Below are 19,230 nucleotides of genomic sequence, written 5' to 3'. Positions count from 1 at the left end.
AAGTAGCCGAACTGGAAGTAAATATGACCGCATCAAGACCGTTATTTAAACATATTCGCAATCACACCGCGCTTTTTAGTGAACTATCGCAATATAGAAATGCAGCGGTAAAAACAATGGGGTTTAACGGTTATGAGTTTCACAAAACGCCAAAGTTTATTACTGAAGATGGCAGCAGGTTAACCATAGAGCCAGAGCGCAGTATCGTTCTACCAAAAGTGAATACATTGTCGGGTTTGAAAAGAAAACTGACGCAAGCTATTCCCACTTTACATATGGTTGAGCACAGCGAAATTGGTTATCGGTATCCGACAGCCGCGCTTGCGGGTCTAGATGCCCCATTTATTAAGCGTATGCGCTCTGAATATTTTCACAAAGTAGATGAAGATCGCAGTATCTGTAGACCCGTAAATTTATCTTATGGCATAAAAAGCCGAGGAAAGGCCGATAACCGTCAAGAATACGAAGTATGGATGCCAGATGAAGCACCGGATCAAAACCCGTTGCCTTTACTCATCGATCTTTACGGTGAAGACCTGCCAGATGACGTACGTCACTTTGTAGAGCAGCCCTCTAAAGTTCACGGTTGGATGGGCGTTAAACGGGCTGCGTTTGAAGCCCTGTATACCAACCCTCAATATTGCGGTGATCTTATTGTTTGTGTTGCTATGAGTGTTGATGCATACAATATTGGGGCTAAGCCGGATTTAGCCTATTCGCCCGAAGCAGAAAGCTCTATTGCAGTAAGTAACGCGGAATTTGAGTGGGAAATAGAAGGTTACTACGCACCGCGTGGATGGGCGTTTGATCACGACGATGTGTGGTCTGCAATCAATCATACGTTAGAAGCGGTTAATGCGCCATTAGACGAGCTGTACGGTAACCAGATTATTCCCATCGCAGAGAGTAAGACTGAGCGTATCCTCTCTACCCTGAAGTCTCTTGGTGTAGAACAGCAAGAGGTTGATGATTTAAATTTACAGCCTTGGGAATTTATGCGTACTGAAAGTGCACACAGAATGAAAGCGCACGATCCAAGTCGGTCGGTAAATTTACTGGGTAGGCTAAATAGACTGTTTTACCAACCTGAGCAGCAACTACCTTCAATCAATTGGATGCATGATTTGATTTTATAGTTCTGTGAACAAGACTCTGCGTTATTGCTCAAAGAGTCTTCCAATAGATTTTTAGTTTCAGACGCGCTGAGCCCTGTTGCCAGCGCGTTTTTGTATCTACCGCTTAACCGCATCTGCCAGCATTATACCCAACTTATAAATAGCCAAAAGCTGTAACGAAAAAGACTTATATGTAAATGTTTATACAAAACTTGTTATTTTTTGTAAATAACTTTCAGTTTTGGCGTGATCTGTCTGTTTATTTTGCTTTTTCTGTAATTTAATTACGAATATTGCTTTATTTTTTGAAAGTATTGTTCATAATGTACACATCACTTAGGTGATATCTAATTTAGTTACAAAATAGGATTTCAAAAAATGAAACTGTCTACTTTCGCTATTGCTTTAACGCTATCTGTTGCTGCAACTCAGTCTTTCGCAAAAGACATCGCACTTAAGCCAATTAACGATAATATTGAAACACAAGCGTGTTTGACTGCAGCTAAAGATGGTTTTGGTCCTGCATTGCGCCTTATTCGCTCAAAAGGTTTTAATGCGGAAGAGTTTAGTGCATCAGTTCGCTGTAACGGCGAGTCACTTCGCACGTTCGCTTACATGTACAAAAACAACAAAGCCTCTGACAACGCTAAAACTGTTGCTCTTGTTGCTAAAAACAAAGATGTAGCTTCGCAAGCATGTTTAGAAGCGCTGTCTGTAGGTAAAGAAGCGGCACTAGCAAAGTTTGATTTAGAAGGTGAAAACATTATCTGTAACCACAAAGCAATTTCTGACTTTGTTCGTGAATACAAAACGGAAAACGTGGTTGTTCGCACTGCTGCTGAATAAGCCTGCGAAAAGGGTAGCAACCTACTGCTAATTCTATGTACAGTTTCATGGCCTTTCGCTTAAAAGGCGAAAGGCCTGACACTTTACAAATTTTATCTCTCAGTCTCTTTTCCCTTACTGGCTATTCTTGCCACACGTTAGCGCTTATATTTCAAAATAAACTCAACGCCTCACGTATAGTTATTGCGCTTCTCCCGAATGAATTAAGTGAAACTCAGTCTGCCTATTATCTAAATACGTCACTGACTTACCGTCAAAAAACGCATCTTCTTCCAGCATAATTCTTATCTTTTTGTTCCACTTCTCAATAAAACTCGCTGCATTAAGTTCTATAGAGTACGCCGTTTGTGCAAACATTGGGTAATCACCTTTAATAGGCACTCCTTCTTGTGCATCCCACATTCCTATAGTTGGGCCAGCTGCATGCCCATGAAAACCAAGCGGGTGAGTGTAAATAGCGGGCGTGATACCCTGTTCTATAGCCTGCTGTCGCGACATATTTAAAATAGTGTTACCTGTTCTTCCTACTTTAAAATTACTGGTTAGTATGTCTTGCAACTGGTTACCGGCTTTGAGCGCATTTTTGAGTGACGCTGGTGCGTCTTTTTCTCCGGGCTTTAGCACGTAAGCATGCTGTTGTTGATCAGTGTTAAGCCGAAGGTAAGTAATGCCAAAATCAACGTGAATTAAATCACCAGGTCGAATAATATTTTCGCCAGGGCGCTTACTAAACGCACTGATTTGATCAAAAACTTCGCTGTCTTTACGTTGGATAGAAACAGTAGGGTGGAACCAGTTGGTTAAGCCTAGTGCGCGAGTTTGATCGCGAAGCCACCAAACCACGTCATCGGTTGTAGTGACATTAGGGGTAATGACTTCATTAGAAAATGCCGTGGCGATAAGCGAATGGCCAATTTGCGCAAGAGCAGGGTAGTGCTTCATCTCTAACTCACTACGCGTCTCTAGCCAACCAATAGCAAGCATTTCACCGCTTACCACTCGACGTTTGAATTGATCAGATAGTGTGGCCATAAACCTATTGTATTCGGTTGATGTCATACCGTCTGCAAGGGCAAAAGCATCGGAAGTATTGATGGCAATTTTCGTTGGGTTTCGCGATTCTATAATGTGCTTCAACGCTTGCCATTGATCAGGTTGGGCTTCTTTGTCCCACGCCTTTTCAAATAGTGAACCTACGGCGTATCGCGCTACTGCTAACTTTTCAAGGGGGCGACCATCCCCAGGATTATAAATGACTAACATGGTATGGCGCCTAGCAGCTAGCCATGTAGAGGGCAGCATGGTCTTTAAAACAGGATCTTCATTGTACTCTCGTGACATCAGCACCCACATGTCGATGCCTTCACGCTCCATAATTTCAGGGAGTACATCACTGAAACGTTGCTCAAGAATAGTGTCAATTAATGCGCTACGTTCTTTCATTGAGAGAACTGAGTTAGCTAGTGCACTGAAACTGAAGAGGGTGAGTAGAATAAATATAACTTTGTTCATATGCATTCCGTTGATTTTTTTCATAACTTTTCTATTTTCTGTCTATTATTTATATCGTTAACACGTAAATTATGCTTTGTATATATAAATCAATTGAGTGGCTATCTTGATGAAACTACCTTAACCTCTTGAAGCAAAAATAGCGGCGCTGACTAGTTTGAAAACGTCGTTAGAGGGGTGTATTGGCTGTGGGTGTTTGTCATTAGAACGCTGCAGGCTATACAATAACGACGATAAAGTGGCAGCCCGGGGCAGTGGCGCCCAGTTGCTCGATGATAACGTGCAGTCTCAATTTCTAATTTCCAATAAAAAGTAGCGCTTCATGCACCCAAGAAATCTTCACAAGAACGGCTATCCCATGGATGCGCTGTGCCAGTCGTATCCCGCACTTAAACCTTTCTTAGTGCGCGCAAAAAGTGGCAAAACGAGTATCGATTTTACCAATCCCAACGCGGTAAAAGCGCTCAACGCTGCGCTGCTTTTCCACTACTATAAGCTTGAATATTGGGACATGCCGGAAGGATATTTGTGTCCGCCTGTTCCAGGTAGAGCCGACTATATTCACGGCATTGCCGATTTATTATATCAATCTGATGAAAAGCGAGACGCTGTTCGGGGTCTCGCTGTTCGCGGTCTAGACGTGGGCGTGGGTGCCAATGCAATTTACCCCATTATTGGAGTGGCCTCGTATGACTGGGAATTTGTGGGCAGTGATGTAGACGGCCAAGCGGTTAAAAGTGCTACGCGAATAGCGAGCAAAAATAAAAGGCTAACCAATAAATTTAGCGTGCGAAAACAAGCCGATAGTGCACATATTTTTGAGGGTATTATTAAGGATAACGAGCATTTCACTTTTACTATGTGTAACCCACCTTTTCATAAGTCTGCAGAAGATGCGTTACTCGGCACTCATCGAAAAACATCAAATTTAGCCCGTAATAAGCACAAGCGTGGTGGCAAACTACCGGCAAAATCACCAAAGGGGTTCGCTCATAGCGCGAAATCAAAAGGGCATAACAAGGTTACAGAAAATGTCGCGAAACAGGCCAACCTAAACTTTGCGGGTCAAGCGAACGAACTGTGGTGTGAAGGCGGCGAGCTTGCGTTTATTCAACGCATGATTAAAGAAAGTGTTAACGTAAAAGACAATGTTGAATGGTTTACCTGCTTGGTATCGAAAAGCGCGCATTTAAAGCCACTTAAAACGAGCATTAATTACTACGGCGCACGTGAATGTGAAGTCATTGATATGGGGCAGGGGAGTAAGGTAAGTCGCTTTATCGCGTGGTCGTTTTAACGACTATTTAGCGGCAAAATTCAACAAGAAAAGCCATAAAAAGCGTGCGCATTAATAACGGCATGCGCACGCGTTAACTTTATGCTTAGCCCTTGTTTTCTATATTAGAAAATAGTGCTTAAAAGCAGGCTTTAGAAGCTAAACGTTTTAGATACACCAAATACAATACGCTCATCAGCAGTATCGTAATCTAAGTTAGTATTTTCAGCCGCGATTTCGAAATCAAACCCTTCGTAGCTCGTTTGATAAGCTAAGCGGTAATGATAAAACGAGGTTTCATCGTCTTGCCAAATCCACTTGTCGCTGTCTAGCGAGTTCGACACGTCGAAACTTGCGCGTAAATAGTGGTTCGGGGCGAGTTCGAAGGTATGGGCAACCATTGCGATAGCGTGTTTAGCGCCAGTGCCAAAGTAGTCCCATGTGTACCAAAAGTTAAGCTCTGAACTTCCGTAATCGTTAGCGTAACCAAATTTAGTATAAACTTCCGGGTAGTTACCGTCGCTTGAATTGTCACCACCGTGATACGAGTAGTAGGCAATACCGTAGTCGATGCTAACGGTGTCGGTAACCATTTGATAGCTACCTACGTAAAAGTCCCATTCAAGGTTGGTGTCGCCACCAAAATCTACGTTAGATGCCCACGTGCCAGCGTAGCTTCCGTTTTCGAATGCTTTATCAACGCCGCCCTGTAGCGCTGGATCATTTTGGGTCTGGCTGACTCCGTTAAAGGTATAGTCAGAAACCGCTGAGATGTTCGCGCTCCAATCTGCGAAAGATGCTGATGAATAAAGTGTTGCCGCAATAGCAGCAGTGAATACACTAGAAGATGTTAAAGACGCATACGGTTTTTTCATTGTTAAACACCTGTTTTTATCATTGTTTGTATTCGCTTCTCAATTAACACCCTTTAGATGTCTTGCGATAGGCAAGACTTGCCCCGTTGGCTCATTACTGAGCCAATGGGAACAAAAAGTGGGAAGCGATAAAATGCGTTAATTAGTTAAGATTTTCTATTTTCGTAAAGTCGATTTTGTTTTCTTTCGGCGAGGTTTTAATCGCCGTTACCGATTTAAACTTCTGACTTAGAATGAAAGCAAAGCAGCTAAAGAATATGGCAATAACTAGCGCGCCAACCCACTGGATTTGCAAGAAATCTAATTTGAATAATAACGTTAGCAGCGACAGTGCAACGATATTCAAGGCGATGTAATTGGTCTTGCCTATACGTTCAACCGATATGTTGAGGTTATCTGTGTAAAGCCTTATTAATGAATCAAGAGAGTTGATTACAAACACAACGCCGACAAAAACCATCGCTAAATTAGTGATACCTTCCGTTGGGATCCCTGCGCTGTGATAATGGTAAAGCACAGAGAACCAAGCTGCGATAGGAATAGACGGAATGACCATCATTGCCAGTAACACTTGATAGGTTCTAAGGCCGCCTACAAATCGAGATGTAAATTGGCCGATCATTATGCTCCAACTAAACCACCAGAACAGATAAAATGCATGATATTCATTGATAGGCAATACAAAGTTATCAATGTTAGCAAAGTAGCCACCAATAAGACCTAGATTGGTGAAATACGCCATCATTTTGCTTTCGCCAAATATGAATGCGCCGGCCCACATGCCAACAATTAAGGCAATAAACACCCACGTTGTGGTTAGGCTTAAAATACGTACATACTTAATGCTTGTACTTGAGTAAACCGCAAACGCAATGGCCGCGAAAACAATCAGGTAAAAGGCGGGTACGATAGATTCACCGTCACCGACAGAGGGCAGATACCAAGGTAGGTTCGAGAGCAACAAAAATGCCGTGAAAGCACAGGTGCCAATGATCACAACGTTGTTAACTAGCTTAACAACAGGGTTTTCAAAGAATTTAACCTTGGGTTCGATTACGCAGAAATAAAAGCAAGTAAGAAAGTAGAACCCCCAAATTAAGAAACCCCAAAAGCCGAACTCGATAGCGAGTGGGTTGGTGAATGCATATTCAGGACTTGCGCTTATGTCAGCATAACCTGCAAATTCGGTTAGCGGGAACATGATAAGGCCCACGTCTAAACCTGAGGTGAAAAGAATAGCAATAAAGGTAAAGGTTCTAACTGGCGTTACGCCAACCACTTTCATGTTGCCCCATTTAAACAAAATGTACGCGACAGAAAGTAGGGTAAAAATAATGCCTGCACTAAGCCATACTGTCATTATCACCCTCCCAGTATTGATAAAAATGTAACATGTTTTTTCCTTTTTTAGTTATTAAACAGCCCACCCAGCTATGCATCAGCCATATAAAGGCGACATATAGGCACTGTGGATGATGCGCTTGAAGTAACTACAAGCGCATTGGTGCAAAATAGAATGAAATAATTAGCGCTGTTCGGTTTGCCAATTCGGGTGAATAGACACAGGTACGTCCTGTGATGGCAGCGCCGGCTTACCCAAAATCATATCCGCAGCTTTTTCTGCCACCATAATGGTTGGCGCATTCAAGTTGCCGTTTGGAATAGTTGGGAAAATAGATGAATCGACCACCCGCAGGCCTTTAATGCCGTGAACTTTCGTTTGTGAGTTCACGACCGCCATGTCGTCTTCGCCCATTTTGCAAGAACACGATGGGTGGTAGGCGCTTTCAACAGCTTCACGTACAAAGGCGTCTATTTCTTCATCCGTCTGAATGTGTTCGCCAGGCTGTATTTCGCCGTCTCTGAAGTCGTCGAATGCTGACTGAGCGATAATTTCTCTTGTAAGTCTTACGCATGCTCTAAACCCTTCAATATCATCTTGGTGCTGTAGGTAGTTGAACAAAATCTTAGGCGGCACCGTTGGGTCGGCTGACTGAATAGTGACGCTGCCTCGACTTTTAGGCTTGTTATGCCCTACGTGAACTTGGAAGCCATCGCCGTCAAACGCTGACTTTCCGTCATAGCGAATGGCCGCAGGCAAGAAGTGGTATTGAATGTCAGGCCATTCCACATCGGCCTTAGAGCGGATAAAAGCGCACGATTCGAAATGATTTGTTGCTCCTAAACCAGAGCGGTTTAGCAACCAACGGGCACCAATAAGGCCCTTTGAAATAAGACCTAGTTTGCGGTTTAGCGTAATCGGTTGTTTGCATTTATATTGGAAGTAAAACTCCAAGTGATCTTGCAAATTCTGACCCACGCCCGGCAGGTGATGCTTTACGTCAATTCCCGCTTTGGCTAAGGCTTCGCTATCACCAACACCTGACAATTGAAGGATATGTGGTGAGCCAATTGAGCCCGCGCTTAAAATAACTTCGTTAGACGTACGTGCCGTTTCGGTTTTACCGTTAACCACATACTCAACGCCTTTAGCCACTTTGTCTTCTAGCACAACTTTAGTTACCAGTGCGCCAGTTACGATGGTCAAATTCTTACGGTGTTTAACAGGGTCTAGGTACTCGCGACTCGCAGAACTGCGCACGCCATCTTTAACGGTCATATGCATAGGGCCAAATCCCTCTTGTTGCTTGGCGTTGTAGTCGCTTGTAATGTCATAGCCCGCTTGTTTGCCGGCTTTAATGAAGGCCGTGTAAAGCGGGTTCTTCATTTCATTACCGTTATTGACGCCAAGTTCGCCATTGCCGCCACGGTAAGCATCATTGCCTTTGTACCAGGTTTCAGCTTTTTGAAAATACGGGAGACAGGCTTGGTAATTCCAGCCTTCTGCGCCGTGGGCTTCCCATTCATCAAAGTCTTTTGCATGTCCGCGCACATACACCATGCCATTGATAGAAGAAGAGCCACCTAATACCTTTCCGCGAGGACAGTGCATTTCGCGATTGTTTAGATAAGGTTCTTTCTCGGTATTAAACTGCCACGCGTACTTGTCGGTATTCATAGGAATAGACAGCGCTGTTGGCATTTTGATAAAAATGCTTTTATCAGAGCCACCGGTTTCAAGCAGCAGCACCTTGTGTTTAGGGTTTTCCGACAGGCGGTTCGCTAATACACAGCCGGCAGAACCTGCACCTACAATAATGTAATCAAACGTTTGCATATTCACTCCTTAGGACGCGCCTTAAAACGGGCTCTCTATTTCGCTCATGCCAACGTAAACCGACTTGGTTTGCGTGTAGCTATTAAGCGTTTCGACCCCGTTCTCGCGGCCAATACCTGACTGCTTATAACCGCCTACAGGCATTTCCGCGGGTGAGTTTCCATAAGCATTAATCCAGCAGATACCAGCTTCAAGCTGGTGAATAACGCGGTGCGCGCGCTGAATGTCTTTACTGAATACACCAGCCGCTAGACCTAACTCAGTGTCGTTAGCTCGGGCAATAACTTCATCTTCGTCATCAAAAACTAGCACGCTCATTACCGGGCCAAAGATTTCTTCTTTCACGATAGTCATATCGTCGGTGCAGTCTGTGAAAATAGTGGGTTCAACAAAGAAACCGTTCAGAGCTGACGCAGGAGAGGCTGCGTTGCCACCCGTTAGAAGGGTAGCACCTTCTTCTTTACCTTTAGCAATGTAGCCAAGTACAAGCTCTTGGTGCTTTTTAGAAATAAGAGCGCCTAGGTTTACGTTAGGGTCGAGCGGATCGCCCATTACAATGTTATTTTCCGTGCGGGTTTTTAGCTCGTCGATAAAGGCTTGATAGACAGAACGCTGTACAAAAACGCGTGTACAGTTTGTGCAGATTTCACCTTGGGTATAGAAATTACCAAGCATTGCCGCGCTTACTGCTTGACTAACATCCGCATCTTCAAATACGACGAGCGGTGATTTACCGCCAAGTTCCATAGTGACGTCTTTAAGGTTAGACGCAGCTGCGCTTTGCATTACCTTTTTGCCGGTACCCACTTCACCGGTAAATGACACCTTCTCAATGTCAGCGCTACTTGTAAGCCATTGGCCCACTTCAGCGGCACCTTGAACCACATTAAATACACCAGCAGGTACGCCGGCTTCGATAAAGATCTCGGCAAGTTTAAGTGCGCCCATCGGCGTTTCTTCAGAAGGTTTGAAGATAAACGCATTACCGGCAGCAAGTGCAGGGCCTGATTTCCAGCATGCGATCTGAATAGGGTAATTCCACGCGCCAATACCTGCACAAACGCCAAGCGCCTCTTTACGGGTATAGAAAAAATCACCGCCAACAGGCTGCTGCGTACCCAGTTGAGTAGGGGCAAGACCTGCGTAATATTCAATAACATCAGCACCGGTTTCAATATCTACGCAGTCAGCTTCTTGAATCGGCTTACCCGTATCAAGCACTTCAAATTTTGCTAGTTCGTCATTACGTTCTCGAAGCAGCGCCACCGCTTTATTTAAAATGCGGGTTCTTTCAATTGGCATCATTGCAGACCAAACCGCAAAGCCTTCTTTTGCGCTTTTTATTGCTTCTTGTTGAATGAACTCATCAGCCACTTCTACGTGGTAAATTACTTCACCGGTTGCGGGGTTGGTTACTGCAAAGGCTTCTTTGCTTTTGTTTGCCATCGGCTTGCCGTGAATAAAATTCTGATAAGTCGGTAATGACATGCATAAACTCCTACGTTAAAAAGGTGCTGAAGATTCTCGCCAAATTGTTGAAGCTAAAAATGTGCAAATAAATACATAACTATAGTTTCAATACGATGAATAGTGTTGAAACTATTTTTCTCTTTCTCAAGAGATAACGTTTATATCAAGTGCTTCACGCTTCATTAAAATCACCGTTACTTTCCAAGCCTGCTGTGCCTCGAACCGTCTATTTTAAGCGCTGAAACGCTTCGTTCTTAACAGTGATTTTATTTTAATTGGTCGTTCAATAAAAATAAATTGTATAGTGCTCTAACTATTATTTCAACTTTGTCTTAGTGAAGGAGGGGGGGAATACATTCATTTTAAGTGAGTGTTAATCAACTAAATAACTGCTACATAAGTAAAAAATCGCAAACATTAAAAAGTGTCTAGTGTCGGCATTTTTTATCACTGAGTGGGTATTTAGGCTCATGACCTAAAGGAAAATGTTTAGCTGAAACTAATTATGTTACGCGAGCGCTGTGATAGTTAGGGTATATGCTTGAAGGAACACGGAATAAAACAGCTTCAAGTCATAACGCAAAAAAAGCGTTGTTCAAGTTCGAAGGAAGGGAGAAGGCGAGTAAGAATGGATACGCTCACTCGCCTTAGGGCAAATTGCCGATTACGTAGCGTGTACGTCTACTTAATTAGGCTGCAGTAATAGTTACCTGAATTGACCGAGAGTGTCGCTTCATCGCCTTTATTCCAAAAAACGACGTTTTTGTTATTCGTATATTTCGCGCCAGATGCCGCGCGCGAAAGCTGCACAATATGATGTGTATTGTTAAGTGTTAATGCCAGAGTGTCTGGACCTAAGCTGTTAACTTTCAGTGAGGTAGTATTCGCGCTGGGGGTTTCGCAGTCATAAACCTTTGCACTGGGCTGTGGCGTGTTAACTCGATCCTGTTTTTCACTTACGGGGCGTTGCTGGAGGTTGGTCGCTTGCGGTCCATTAGGTGTCGGCTGCATAGAGGACAGTGACCCCGAGGTGATAATGGCTTTGACCGTTTCTACTTTATTGCTGTTAAATAGGGTAAGTAATGTATTTTTATCGATAGCGTAAAAAGCGGTCTCTGTAAGTGCATCAATAAATTGCTGCTCTTGTTTCATTAATGCTGGGGCGCACATCTTTCTGCTTAGTGCGATATTGTCAGTGGTTAAAGTAAATCGCTCGTCGCTTTCACTTTCTACATTGATGGTACCCGTGTATCGGTTACATCCTGTGCTACCGCTTATACGGTTGTTACTGATGTTCATAGTAATATTGCTGTAATTAATAATACCGCCTTGTTTAATGCTTTCCACTTGCCAGTGACTATCGGTAAAGGTCGTTAGCTCACTCGGGGTTGATTGCGCACCTAAATCTGATGAAGGTGAACCATCAATATCGGGTGACGTGCTGCAGGCTGCTAAAGAGAAAAGTGCGGCGCCAGTTAACGCCCCAAGATACGTCCTGTAGGTCATAAATACTCCCAATCATCTTTTGTTAATAGCACTATGAGTGAAATAGTATGACTAAGTTCACCTTTGCGTTACTACTGTCGTGAAGACGACAGTTCGTTCGTTAACGTACAGAGTAAACTGGTATTTCAAGATAACTTGTCGTAGATACAGTATGAAAAATTTAGAACAACATTTAAGTGAATACGCAAAGTACCACAGAGACCAACGAAATATATATACCCATTATATTGGTATACCGCTTATTGTTTTTTCAGTGTTTTGCTTACTGAGCAAGCCAGCCATTGCGGTACACCTTCCGCTAATTGGTACGATTAACGCGAGCCCGGCACTGTTTGTTTGGCTTATCGGTAATGCGTTTTACATTAAATTAGATGTAAAGCTTGGCGTTACAATGGCGCTTATCACTGGCGCCATGGTCTATTTTGCTCAGCCTATTGCACAGTATGGCGTAGGTACATGGCTGGCTATCTCATTGAGCATATTTGTAGTGGGCTGGATATTACAGTTTATCGGTCATCATTACGAAGGCAAAAAGCCTGCTTTTGTCGATGACATTATGGGGTTAGCCATTGGGCCATTGTTTGTATTAGCGGAGCTGAGCTTTGAACTAGGCTTCAGGAATACACTTAAAGAAGAAATTGAGCGCCGTTCAGGCCCTATTAGATAGCACGAGGTAAGATAGTCAGATGCGCGTTAACATTATCAACGTTAACGCGCATTTCGAATGCTGGGGGCCTATGCTCACCTTGCTATTTAATGGCCTTCTATTTAATCCGTAGTTGCTTCTTACGTTAGCCTTTCATCTTTTCTAAGGTTTCTTTTCGCAGCTGAAGTTTAGATGCTGCGAATGCTTGGGAAGGCAGCATTTTAAGTTGTTCCGCGTATCCCATAGCTGTTGCTAACACTTTCTCTTGTGGTACGGCTGCATCTAAAAAGCCCGCTTTCACCGCTTCGCTACCTTGATAAATACGAGAGAAAAGTAGCGCTTCGGTTTGGCTCGTGTTAGCAAGCCTTGCTTTGGCGAGTTCCATACCAAAAGGCGGTAGTACCATACCGATAGCCGTCTCGTTGAGGCCGTATTTGGTATCCGCATCTTTACCTATGCGCAAGTCTGACGCCATAAGCATAATAGCGCCCATTGCGATACTGTGGCCTTCTGCAGCAACAATAACCGGTAGCGGAAAGCTATAAAGGCGTACAATTAAATCAGCCCCTTTCGATACAAGCTCGTGTTGTTTATCTTTGTCCCCAGACTTCATAACTGATAAGTCGAACCCGCCGCAGAACTTGCCTTCTCCGCCATGCAGTACAACGGCTTTCGCGTTTTTTTCTGCTTCATCAAGGGCATTGTTGAATTGCTCAATAAGGGTAAAGCCAACTGCATTAACTTTTCCGTCATCAAACGTAATGACTGCAATATCGTTATTAATCGCTAAATTAAACGCCATGGTATGTCCTGTTACTTTCTAAGTAGGGGAAGTCAAAACTTCAATGTACGTCACACTACATTCGGTGCAACTTTCTAGCAGTGATTGTAGGTAATTGATATTTATTATGATAGTGCTTTGTTGCTCATTATGGGGATAACTAATTTTAACCAGAGCAAGCGAAGTAATTATTTTTTCCTATATCTAGTCAAAAGCCTGTCCCTTTTTACGTTACTAAAACGACTTGCTGCTTTGCGTTTTTCGCTGCATACCTTACACTTGCGCCGAAAGTTAAGAAAAGGGTTGTGATAATGAAACTAAGTGATGTGAAGAAGCTTCATCAGAAGAAATATAGAAACCAGTTTGGCTTCTATTTGGTGGAGGGGGAGCACTTAGTTTTGGAGTTGCTTAAAGTGAGTGATGACGACCACGGCTTTTTTAACGACATTACGCTTTACGCGACGACTGAATATGAGTCTTGGATAAGCCAAAATAGCGATATTTCCCGTGCTAATATTAAGGTACAGATCGTATCTTCTCAGCAAATGCAGCAACTCAGCGACACAACATCGCCTCAAGGAATCATTGCTCGGGTACCGTTGCCTAAAACCACAACAAGCACTTCAGATTTTAAAACTGCTATCAGCGAACAAGCGAAGTCTTCACAGAGCAAGTATATTTATCTTTATGAAGTGCAAGACCCAGGTAACTTAGGCACTATTTTAAGAACCCTAGCTTGGTTTGATAACTTCACGTTATTGCTTAGTCCCAATAGCGTAGATCCCTTTAATTCTAAAGTGGTGCGGTCCAGCATGGGCGCTATCTTTCATGTAAATATGGAGCTTAACGTTCCGTTAGATACGCTAAGCGAACGCTTTGAGCGCTTTGCTTTTTTAGACATGAACGGGGCTAATATCAAAACAAAAGGTTTTAAAGACTTTCAGTGCTACCTGTTTGGCAATGAAGCGCGAGGTGTACCCAGTGAATCATTAAGGCAATTAAACGCAACAGCCTTTACCATTTCCGGAAGTGGTAACATTGACTCATTAAACTTGGCCAGCGCCGTTAATATTTGCGCTTACGAGCTAAGGCGCTAAGTTCAGCGCCTACTACACGTTTACGATAGGAATTAACCATGGCATTACAATGGTTCCCTGGGCACATGCACAAAGCCCTTAAAGAAATAAAAGAGTCACTTAATCAAGTTGATATTCTTATTGAAGTATTAGATGCGCGAATTCCTTATTCGAGCGAAAACCCCGAGATTGCCAAAATTCGGGGCGACAAGCCGTGTATCAAAATTCTTAATAAATACGACTTGGCAGACCCGGAATTAACCGCCCTATGGCAAGAAAGCCTCGAAAAAGAGCGGGGGGTTAAAACCATAACTACATCGAGTGACAACCCGGGTAATAGCAAGCAACTCATGCAGTTGATTCGCAGTATTTGTTCCTATAAAGAAGGCCAGCCGAAAGCGATAAAAGCAATGATCACGGGTATTCCTAACGTAGGAAAGTCCACGCTGATTAATATCCTTGCAGATCGAATAATTGCGAAAACAGGTAATGAACCCGCCGTAACGAAAAGTCAGCAACGCATCAATTTAGGCAGCGGCATTATTTTATTCGATACCCCTGGGGTACTGTGGCCTAAACTAGAAAACCCGAACTCTATATATCGATTAGCTTCATCTGGCGCGGTAAAAAATACTGCTATGGAATATGACGATGTGGGCTTTTTTGCTGCCGACTATTTAATTAAAGCCTACCCAGAAGTAATGAAAGAGCGTTTCAAGCTAGACGAGCTTCCTTCAACTGAAATTGAGTTTTTAGAAGCAGCGGCAAAAACGCGTGGTGCTATCGCTTCGGGGGGACGGGTTAATTTACATAAAATCTGTGAGATCCTCCTTAAGGAGTTGCAGTCTGGTAAGCTTGGTCGGGTCACCTTAGAAACGCCAGAAATGCTAGTTTATGAAAAAGAAGAAATGGCTAAGGCTGCCGCTAAAAAAGCCGAGGCAAAAGCAAAAAGAAAAGAGAAGTTCAAAACTGGCTCTCTAACGCCTGACAAAAAAGATAGAAAAGAAAAGCGCGAGGAAAAGCGCCAAGAACAAAGCCGCAGAATGCGTAAAAAATAAAAAATAAAAAAACTTTTAATTTTTGCATCTAAGCATCTTTCTTATACGTGTTGTTAACGTGCTGTTAACATTTTGAGGGCGCCACCCTTAAGTTAGCAGTGCGTACACTCAACAAGAATAGGATGCCATCATGCAAAAACGTCCGTTATTTTTACCTACACTCACCTTACTCTCTTTAAGTATCGCCTCACAATTTGCCATTGCCGATCGCAACAAGGGCAAAGTACCCATTGTGACGCCCGAATGCTCAAACATTGAAGTCTGCAAACAAAAAGGGGTTTTTACGGACCCGTTTGAAGAGCCACTCGTATCGGGCGAATTTCCCGACCAAAACAACACCAATATAACCAACCCGATAAACAATTACCCTGATAATGGGAAATGTGAGGAGAACGAGGATGGTGTACTGAAGTGTAAACCTGCCGCAGGGAGTCTTGCGCTTTTAAACGATGGTGCGTTATTTTGCGCAGACCTAGTAGGCTTACCTAACGGTGAACTTATGGCAGTGGGCGGTACAGATTACTACCATGAACTTGGGGTTAATACCAGCTTACTAGGAGAGCCAATTAATTTGGTTTATCTGAATTAGAAGGCCTTAAAAACAGCCGCATTTTTAATCCAGAAGATAACAGCTGGCGCAAAACTGGGGATATGAACTTTGGACGTTGGTATCCCAGCGCCTTGTCTCTGGCTAACGGCAATGTATTGGTAGCCAGTGGTGTAACTAAACTCGTGAAGCCCGTTTATTTAACGCGGCCTGAGACTTCAGGTAGAAACGTAACGGTGACTGAAACCTACGATACCTCGTGCGGAGAATGGACTGACAACGGGCCGCTAGCAGAGCGTTCACTACCGCTATACCCAAGGCTTCATCTATTGCCAAACGGGCACGTGTTTTACAATGGTGGCGGGCAAGCGTTTAATCCTTTTGGCCAAAGTTATGACCAGGCCTTATGGAATATTGTTGCGGCATATGATCCCTCTTCAAAGACGTGGGCAGATTTAGGCTTCGCTGGACTACCTCTCCCCCTTAATGAAGCGGGTATAAGCGACTTGGCAAGTTTCCTAAACGTTACCAATACGCAATCAGACACCTCACTTAATGGCTTACTTACGGGGCTCACTGAAGAGTTTATTGCTAACCCGTTTGATGCATTGGCACCTATTATCGACGACCCCTATCGATTGGCCGATGTACAATCTCTATTGGGCGCTGGCTTTAGAGGTTCTACGTTCTCAATGATGCTGCCGCTAACGCCAGACAGCGAAGGAAAGTACAGTAAAGCCGAGTTTCTTACCGCGGGGGGAGTGTTGACCGGTGTGGCTGCTACTAGCCCAGGGTTATATGTAGGCACTAACTTAGCGCGTATAGACTCGGTCACGATTGACGGCGAAAAAATGCTTTATGATTCACGTTCTACAGGCAGCCTTACGCAAGGACGTTGGTACGGTACGGGCGTATTGTTACCGACTGGAGAGGTGCTTGTTGTATCCGGTGCTGATAGAGATGAGGTTGTGTTACCTGGTTCAGGTAAGCCCATACTAAAAGCTGAGATATTTGACCCAGAAACGGAAACCTTTAAGCAGGTCGCAGAACAAAATAGGCCGCGTACGTATCACAACTCTGCAGCGCTTCTTCCCGACGGAAGCGTGTTAATTGGGGGGCATGCTCCGATTAATACCGCGTATGCGTATAGTGTTACCTTGCCAGGCTTCTCACCGAACGACGGTAGAGATCCTTCCTTTGAAATTTACAAACCTGCTTATATGTTTGGCGATCGCCCCGCAATTGGTAAAAAGAACAAAACGGTTTCGGTAGGCGAACGCTTCCGTATTGGGTTAAAAAACGGTGACGAAGCATCGGCGGCAATGAACGCCAAGATAGAGTCGGCGGTGTTAATAAGAAGAACTAACATTACCCACCTTATCGACGGTGACCAGCGCAGCGTTATATTACCTATCGTGCGCCACAACACCAACAGCATAGTGCTTGAAATGCCTTCACAACAAGCGGTAGTGCCGCCGGGTGATTATATGTTGTTTGTTAATGCCCGTGACAAGGAGGGGAACTTGGTGCCGTCAGCCTCTAAAGCCATCACAGTAACGGGTGAACTTTCGGCAATGTGCCAATAGGGGAGGTTAATATGTATACACGTATTATTGCTTTTATCGCGTTAACAAGCGTTGCTAGCGTTTTATCGGTTAATACTTTTGCCCATGGCGTTTCTGCTGTTGCCGGAGAGTGGCTTCCGGTAATTGATAAGGAAATAACAAACGACACATCCATTTTATCCCAAGTTCAAAGCTCGCCTTTAGGCAACGAAATACTCGTGCAGTTTACGGGTGAAGGAAAGGTAGAAGTGCTCGAGGATAATAATGAACCCTTTATTCGTATCACCAAGGCTGGCGTATATGCGAATTGGGATCACCCCATGTGGTTTAAGGTGCAAACCGCAGGTCCGAGACCTTTGCCTGAATGGGTAACAGACGGAAAGCTAGAGTCTAAGTGGACATTAGTGAGCGATAAAAACTATTACGGCTGGTATGACAAACGCTTAGAAAAGACTGACGAACACTCGGATCATTGGAAGATTGCGTTAGCGGTAAACGGTGAGCGTAGTGATATTGTTGGATACTTCAAATCGTTGGCGCCACCTAATGAACGGGTTTTGGTTACGGTTGACCGCTACTCTGCACCGATAGCAGACCTATCAGCCATGGTTATTCCAGGCGCTGAAAGCGCAATTAGAGTGAGTTACAGTGGCGATCATCATATGGTGGTACTTGATGAGTACGACGTGCCAATGATTCGTTTCAGCCCGAGCGGAGTAGAAGTGAATATACAGAGTAAAGGTTGGCAACAGCTTGGCCGAGCGCCTTTAAATGGCAGTTCTAAGTGGGTGAAACTGTCTTCGCAAGCCGCCTATACGTGGCCAGACAGCCGTCTTAACAAAAGTGAGCAAGCGGGTTGGAAAATTCCTGTCTTTTGCCACCAAGATAAGAAGGTGAAGTTCATTCAAGGAGGATGGGTCGAAATAGCTAGCCTCTAAGCTTGTAACTTTGCTATTGCAACAGTAACTTAAGCGATAGGTTTTTATAGAAGGCTGGGAAGCTAAGCTCGCAGCCCGCCTATCGCTTATTACAAGTTTTCGGGAGGAAGTGTTGGCCAATAATGAAGACGTTACTTCAAAGCAAAGCGCTGTTGAACGAATGGGGATAAAGCGGTTTGATAAAACGCTGTTTGAAAACCTAAAAGCCCAGGCTGACAGAAGTTCCCGTCGTCGCGCTCATTTAAATGTACACAATAACTATCAAGATCCCGTTCAGCGACTCTTTATCGCGATGATGCCCGATTCATATGTAAGGCCACACCGACATACTCAGCCGCATAAATGGGAATTTTTTATGGTACTCGATGGTGAGCTCGACCTTATTTTTTTCGACGAGCAGGGGCGGTGCGAGCAAAGAATTAGCTTATGTGCGAATGGTGAAACCAGCGGCGTGGAAATTCCGCCAAACGTGTGGCATGCAACCACCTGCCATAGCCCTGTTGTCTTTATGGAAGTTAAGCAGGGACCCTATGAGGTTACCGATGATAAGGGCTTCGCCCCATGGTCACCCGAGGAGGGGAGTGCATTAGTCCCAGATTTTCTCGCGCGAGTAAAACAGGTAAGGGAAGACGAGTATCTTGATGATAAGTAAAGGATTTAGCTCTTATGCTAAAGGTTCAATAACACAAGCATATAGGCACTTTCCTTTTTGGAAAGTCATTGCTATTGCTTATGGACATGCTATGGTTAAGGATAAATGTACGCGGTAAATAGGCAAGTTCAGCGCCGATATATCGTATAGACATCCTAAAACGCTTAGTCACGGCATAGGGCCGGACCG

Annotated in this window: 17 protein-coding genes and 1 pseudogene; 11 read left to right on the top strand and 7 right to left on the bottom strand. The window is 44.0% G+C overall.

Annotated elements, in window-relative coordinates; all coding sequences use genetic code 11:
• Positions 1-23: 23 nt before the first annotated feature.
• On the top strand, positions 24-1,136 hold the full coding sequence (locus ACTRWF_RS09005; protein ID WP_043960117.1) for a hypothetical protein: 1,113 nt from the start codon (positions 24-26) through the stop codon (positions 1,134-1,136).
• A 357-nt stretch (positions 1,137-1,493) separates the two neighbouring features.
• Entirely contained in the window at positions 1,494-1,961 is a 468-nt protein-coding gene (locus ACTRWF_RS09000) for a hypothetical protein (RefSeq protein ID WP_020744028.1), read from the top strand.
• Between the two features lie 180 nt (positions 1,962-2,141).
• Here the strand turns inward: ACTRWF_RS09000 and ACTRWF_RS08995 are convergent, their stop codons facing one another.
• Positions 2,142-3,479, bottom strand: coding sequence for a M24 family metallopeptidase (locus tag ACTRWF_RS08995; RefSeq protein WP_411918791.1), 1,338 nt, complete (start codon positions 3,477-3,479; stop codon positions 2,142-2,144).
• Between the two features lie 121 nt (positions 3,480-3,600).
• Between ACTRWF_RS08995 and ACTRWF_RS08990 the strand changes: the two are divergent.
• A pseudogene (locus tag ACTRWF_RS08990) lies at positions 3,601-3,789 on the top strand (redox-sensitive transcriptional activator SoxR); the annotation flags it as partial.
• Positions 3,790-3,795: 6 nt separating this feature from the next.
• Positions 3,796-4,770, top strand: a complete 975-nt coding sequence (gene rlmF, locus ACTRWF_RS08985; protein ID WP_043960517.1) for a 23S rRNA (adenine(1618)-N(6))-methyltransferase RlmF — start codon at positions 3,796-3,798, stop codon at positions 4,768-4,770.
• A 131-nt stretch (positions 4,771-4,901) separates the two neighbouring features.
• Here rlmF and ACTRWF_RS08980 read toward each other — a convergent pair whose 3' ends face one another.
• The 5 genes from ACTRWF_RS08980 to ACTRWF_RS08960 all read right to left on the bottom strand — a co-directional run bounded on the left by ACTRWF_RS08980 (position 4,902) and on the right by ACTRWF_RS08960 (position 11,778).
• On the bottom strand, positions 4,902-5,624 hold the full coding sequence (locus ACTRWF_RS08980; protein WP_462835434.1) for a TorF family putative porin: 723 nt from the start codon (positions 5,622-5,624) through the stop codon (positions 4,902-4,904).
• Between the two features lie 142 nt (positions 5,625-5,766).
• Entirely contained in the window at positions 5,767-6,984 is a 1,218-nt protein-coding gene (locus tag ACTRWF_RS08975) for a quaternary ammonium permease (RefSeq protein ID WP_020744022.1), read from the bottom strand.
• Between the two features lie 165 nt (positions 6,985-7,149).
• The gene (gene betA / locus ACTRWF_RS08970) at positions 7,150-8,802 is read right to left on the bottom strand and encodes a choline dehydrogenase (protein WP_024016698.1); all 1,653 of its coding nucleotides are present in this window, start codon (positions 8,800-8,802) and stop codon (positions 7,150-7,152) included.
• Between the two features lie 21 nt (positions 8,803-8,823).
• Positions 8,824-10,290: a betaine-aldehyde dehydrogenase gene (gene betB / locus ACTRWF_RS08965; RefSeq protein ID WP_462835433.1), complete on the bottom strand. Its 1,467-nt coding sequence runs from the start codon at positions 10,288-10,290 to the stop codon at positions 8,824-8,826.
• Positions 10,291-10,953: 663 nt separating this feature from the next.
• Positions 10,954-11,778: an META domain-containing protein gene (locus ACTRWF_RS08960; protein WP_462835432.1), complete on the bottom strand. Its 825-nt coding sequence runs from the start codon at positions 11,776-11,778 to the stop codon at positions 10,954-10,956.
• A 151-nt stretch (positions 11,779-11,929) separates the two neighbouring features.
• On the opposite strand from ACTRWF_RS08960, the gene ACTRWF_RS08955 reads away from it, so the two are divergent.
• Positions 11,930-12,445, top strand: a complete 516-nt coding sequence (locus ACTRWF_RS08955; RefSeq protein ID WP_462835431.1) for an Mpo1-like protein — start codon at positions 11,930-11,932, stop codon at positions 12,443-12,445.
• A 124-nt stretch (positions 12,446-12,569) separates the two neighbouring features.
• Here the strand turns inward: ACTRWF_RS08955 and ACTRWF_RS08950 are convergent, their stop codons facing one another.
• Complete coding sequence (locus tag ACTRWF_RS08950) at positions 12,570-13,226, bottom strand: crotonase/enoyl-CoA hydratase family protein (RefSeq protein WP_024016694.1); 657 nt, start codon at positions 13,224-13,226, stop codon at positions 12,570-12,572.
• A gap of 290 nt (positions 13,227-13,516) precedes the next feature.
• On the opposite strand from ACTRWF_RS08950, the gene ACTRWF_RS08945 reads away from it, so the two are divergent.
• The 6 genes from ACTRWF_RS08945 (at position 13,517) to ACTRWF_RS08920 (ending at position 19,041) form a co-directional block, all read left to right on the top strand.
• A complete protein-coding gene (locus ACTRWF_RS08945) occupies positions 13,517-14,302 on the top strand; it encodes a TrmH family RNA methyltransferase (protein WP_462835430.1) in 786 nt (261 codons plus the stop codon).
• 38 nt (positions 14,303-14,340) lie between these two features.
• Entirely contained in the window at positions 14,341-15,339 is a 999-nt protein-coding gene (gene ylqF, locus ACTRWF_RS08940; RefSeq protein WP_020746356.1) for a ribosome biogenesis GTPase YlqF, read from the top strand.
• A 130-nt stretch (positions 15,340-15,469) separates the two neighbouring features.
• Positions 15,470-15,928, top strand: a complete 459-nt coding sequence (locus ACTRWF_RS08935) for a hypothetical protein (protein ID WP_462835429.1) — start codon at positions 15,470-15,472, stop codon at positions 15,926-15,928.
• Positions 15,929-15,990: 62 nt separating this feature from the next.
• Complete coding sequence (locus ACTRWF_RS08930) at positions 15,991-17,472, top strand: galactose oxidase-like domain-containing protein (protein ID WP_462835428.1); 1,482 nt, start codon at positions 15,991-15,993, stop codon at positions 17,470-17,472.
• Positions 17,473-17,483: 11 nt separating this feature from the next.
• A complete protein-coding gene (locus ACTRWF_RS08925) occupies positions 17,484-18,389 on the top strand; it encodes a hypothetical protein (RefSeq protein WP_333972382.1) in 906 nt (301 codons plus the stop codon).
• A 109-nt stretch (positions 18,390-18,498) separates the two neighbouring features.
• Entirely contained in the window at positions 18,499-19,041 is a 543-nt protein-coding gene (locus ACTRWF_RS08920) for a WbuC family cupin fold metalloprotein (protein WP_023559811.1), read from the top strand.
• Positions 19,042-19,230 lie beyond the last annotated feature (189 nt).

Source organism: Alteromonas sp. G5_S2_22_S1, from assembly GCF_054968525.1.
The sequence above is the reverse complement of the archived record's forward strand: the minus strand, read 5'-3'. Positions and strand labels throughout refer to the sequence as shown.

Coding starts and splice junctions, on each gene's coding strand:
- ACTRWF_RS08945 (WP_462835430.1), top strand. CDS start 13,517: ATGAAACTAAGTGATGTGAAGAAGCTTCATCAGAAGAAATATAGAAAC.
- ACTRWF_RS08925 (WP_333972382.1), top strand. CDS start 17,484: ATGTATACACGTATTATTGCTTTTATCGCGTTAACAAGCGTTGCTAGC.
- ACTRWF_RS08935 (WP_462835429.1), top strand. CDS start 15,470: ATGCAAAAACGTCCGTTATTTTTACCTACACTCACCTTACTCTCTTTA.
- ACTRWF_RS08955 (WP_462835431.1), top strand. CDS start 11,930: ATGAAAAATTTAGAACAACATTTAAGTGAATACGCAAAGTACCACAGA.
- ACTRWF_RS08960 (WP_462835432.1), bottom strand. CDS start 11,778: ATGACCTACAGGACGTATCTTGGGGCGTTAACTGGCGCCGCACTTTTC.
- ACTRWF_RS09000 (WP_020744028.1), top strand. CDS start 1,494: ATGAAACTGTCTACTTTCGCTATTGCTTTAACGCTATCTGTTGCTGCA.
- ACTRWF_RS08995 (WP_411918791.1), bottom strand. CDS start 3,479: ATGCATATGAACAAAGTTATATTTATTCTACTCACCCTCTTCAGTTTC.
- ylqF (WP_020746356.1), top strand. CDS start 14,341: ATGGCATTACAATGGTTCCCTGGGCACATGCACAAAGCCCTTAAAGAA.
- ACTRWF_RS08930 (WP_462835428.1), top strand. CDS start 15,991: ATGAACTTTGGACGTTGGTATCCCAGCGCCTTGTCTCTGGCTAACGGC.
- ACTRWF_RS09005 (WP_043960117.1), top strand. CDS start 24: ATGACCGCATCAAGACCGTTATTTAAACATATTCGCAATCACACCGCG.
- betB (WP_462835433.1), bottom strand. CDS start 10,290: ATGTCATTACCGACTTATCAGAATTTTATTCACGGCAAGCCGATGGCA.
- rlmF (WP_043960517.1), top strand. CDS start 3,796: ATGCACCCAAGAAATCTTCACAAGAACGGCTATCCCATGGATGCGCTG.
- ACTRWF_RS08950 (WP_024016694.1), bottom strand. CDS start 13,226: ATGGCGTTTAATTTAGCGATTAATAACGATATTGCAGTCATTACGTTT.
- ACTRWF_RS08980 (WP_462835434.1), bottom strand. CDS start 5,624: ATGAAAAAACCGTATGCGTCTTTAACATCTTCTAGTGTATTCACTGCT.
- betA (WP_024016698.1), bottom strand. CDS start 8,802: ATGCAAACGTTTGATTACATTATTGTAGGTGCAGGTTCTGCCGGCTGT.
- ACTRWF_RS08975 (WP_020744022.1), bottom strand. CDS start 6,984: ATGACAGTATGGCTTAGTGCAGGCATTATTTTTACCCTACTTTCTGTC.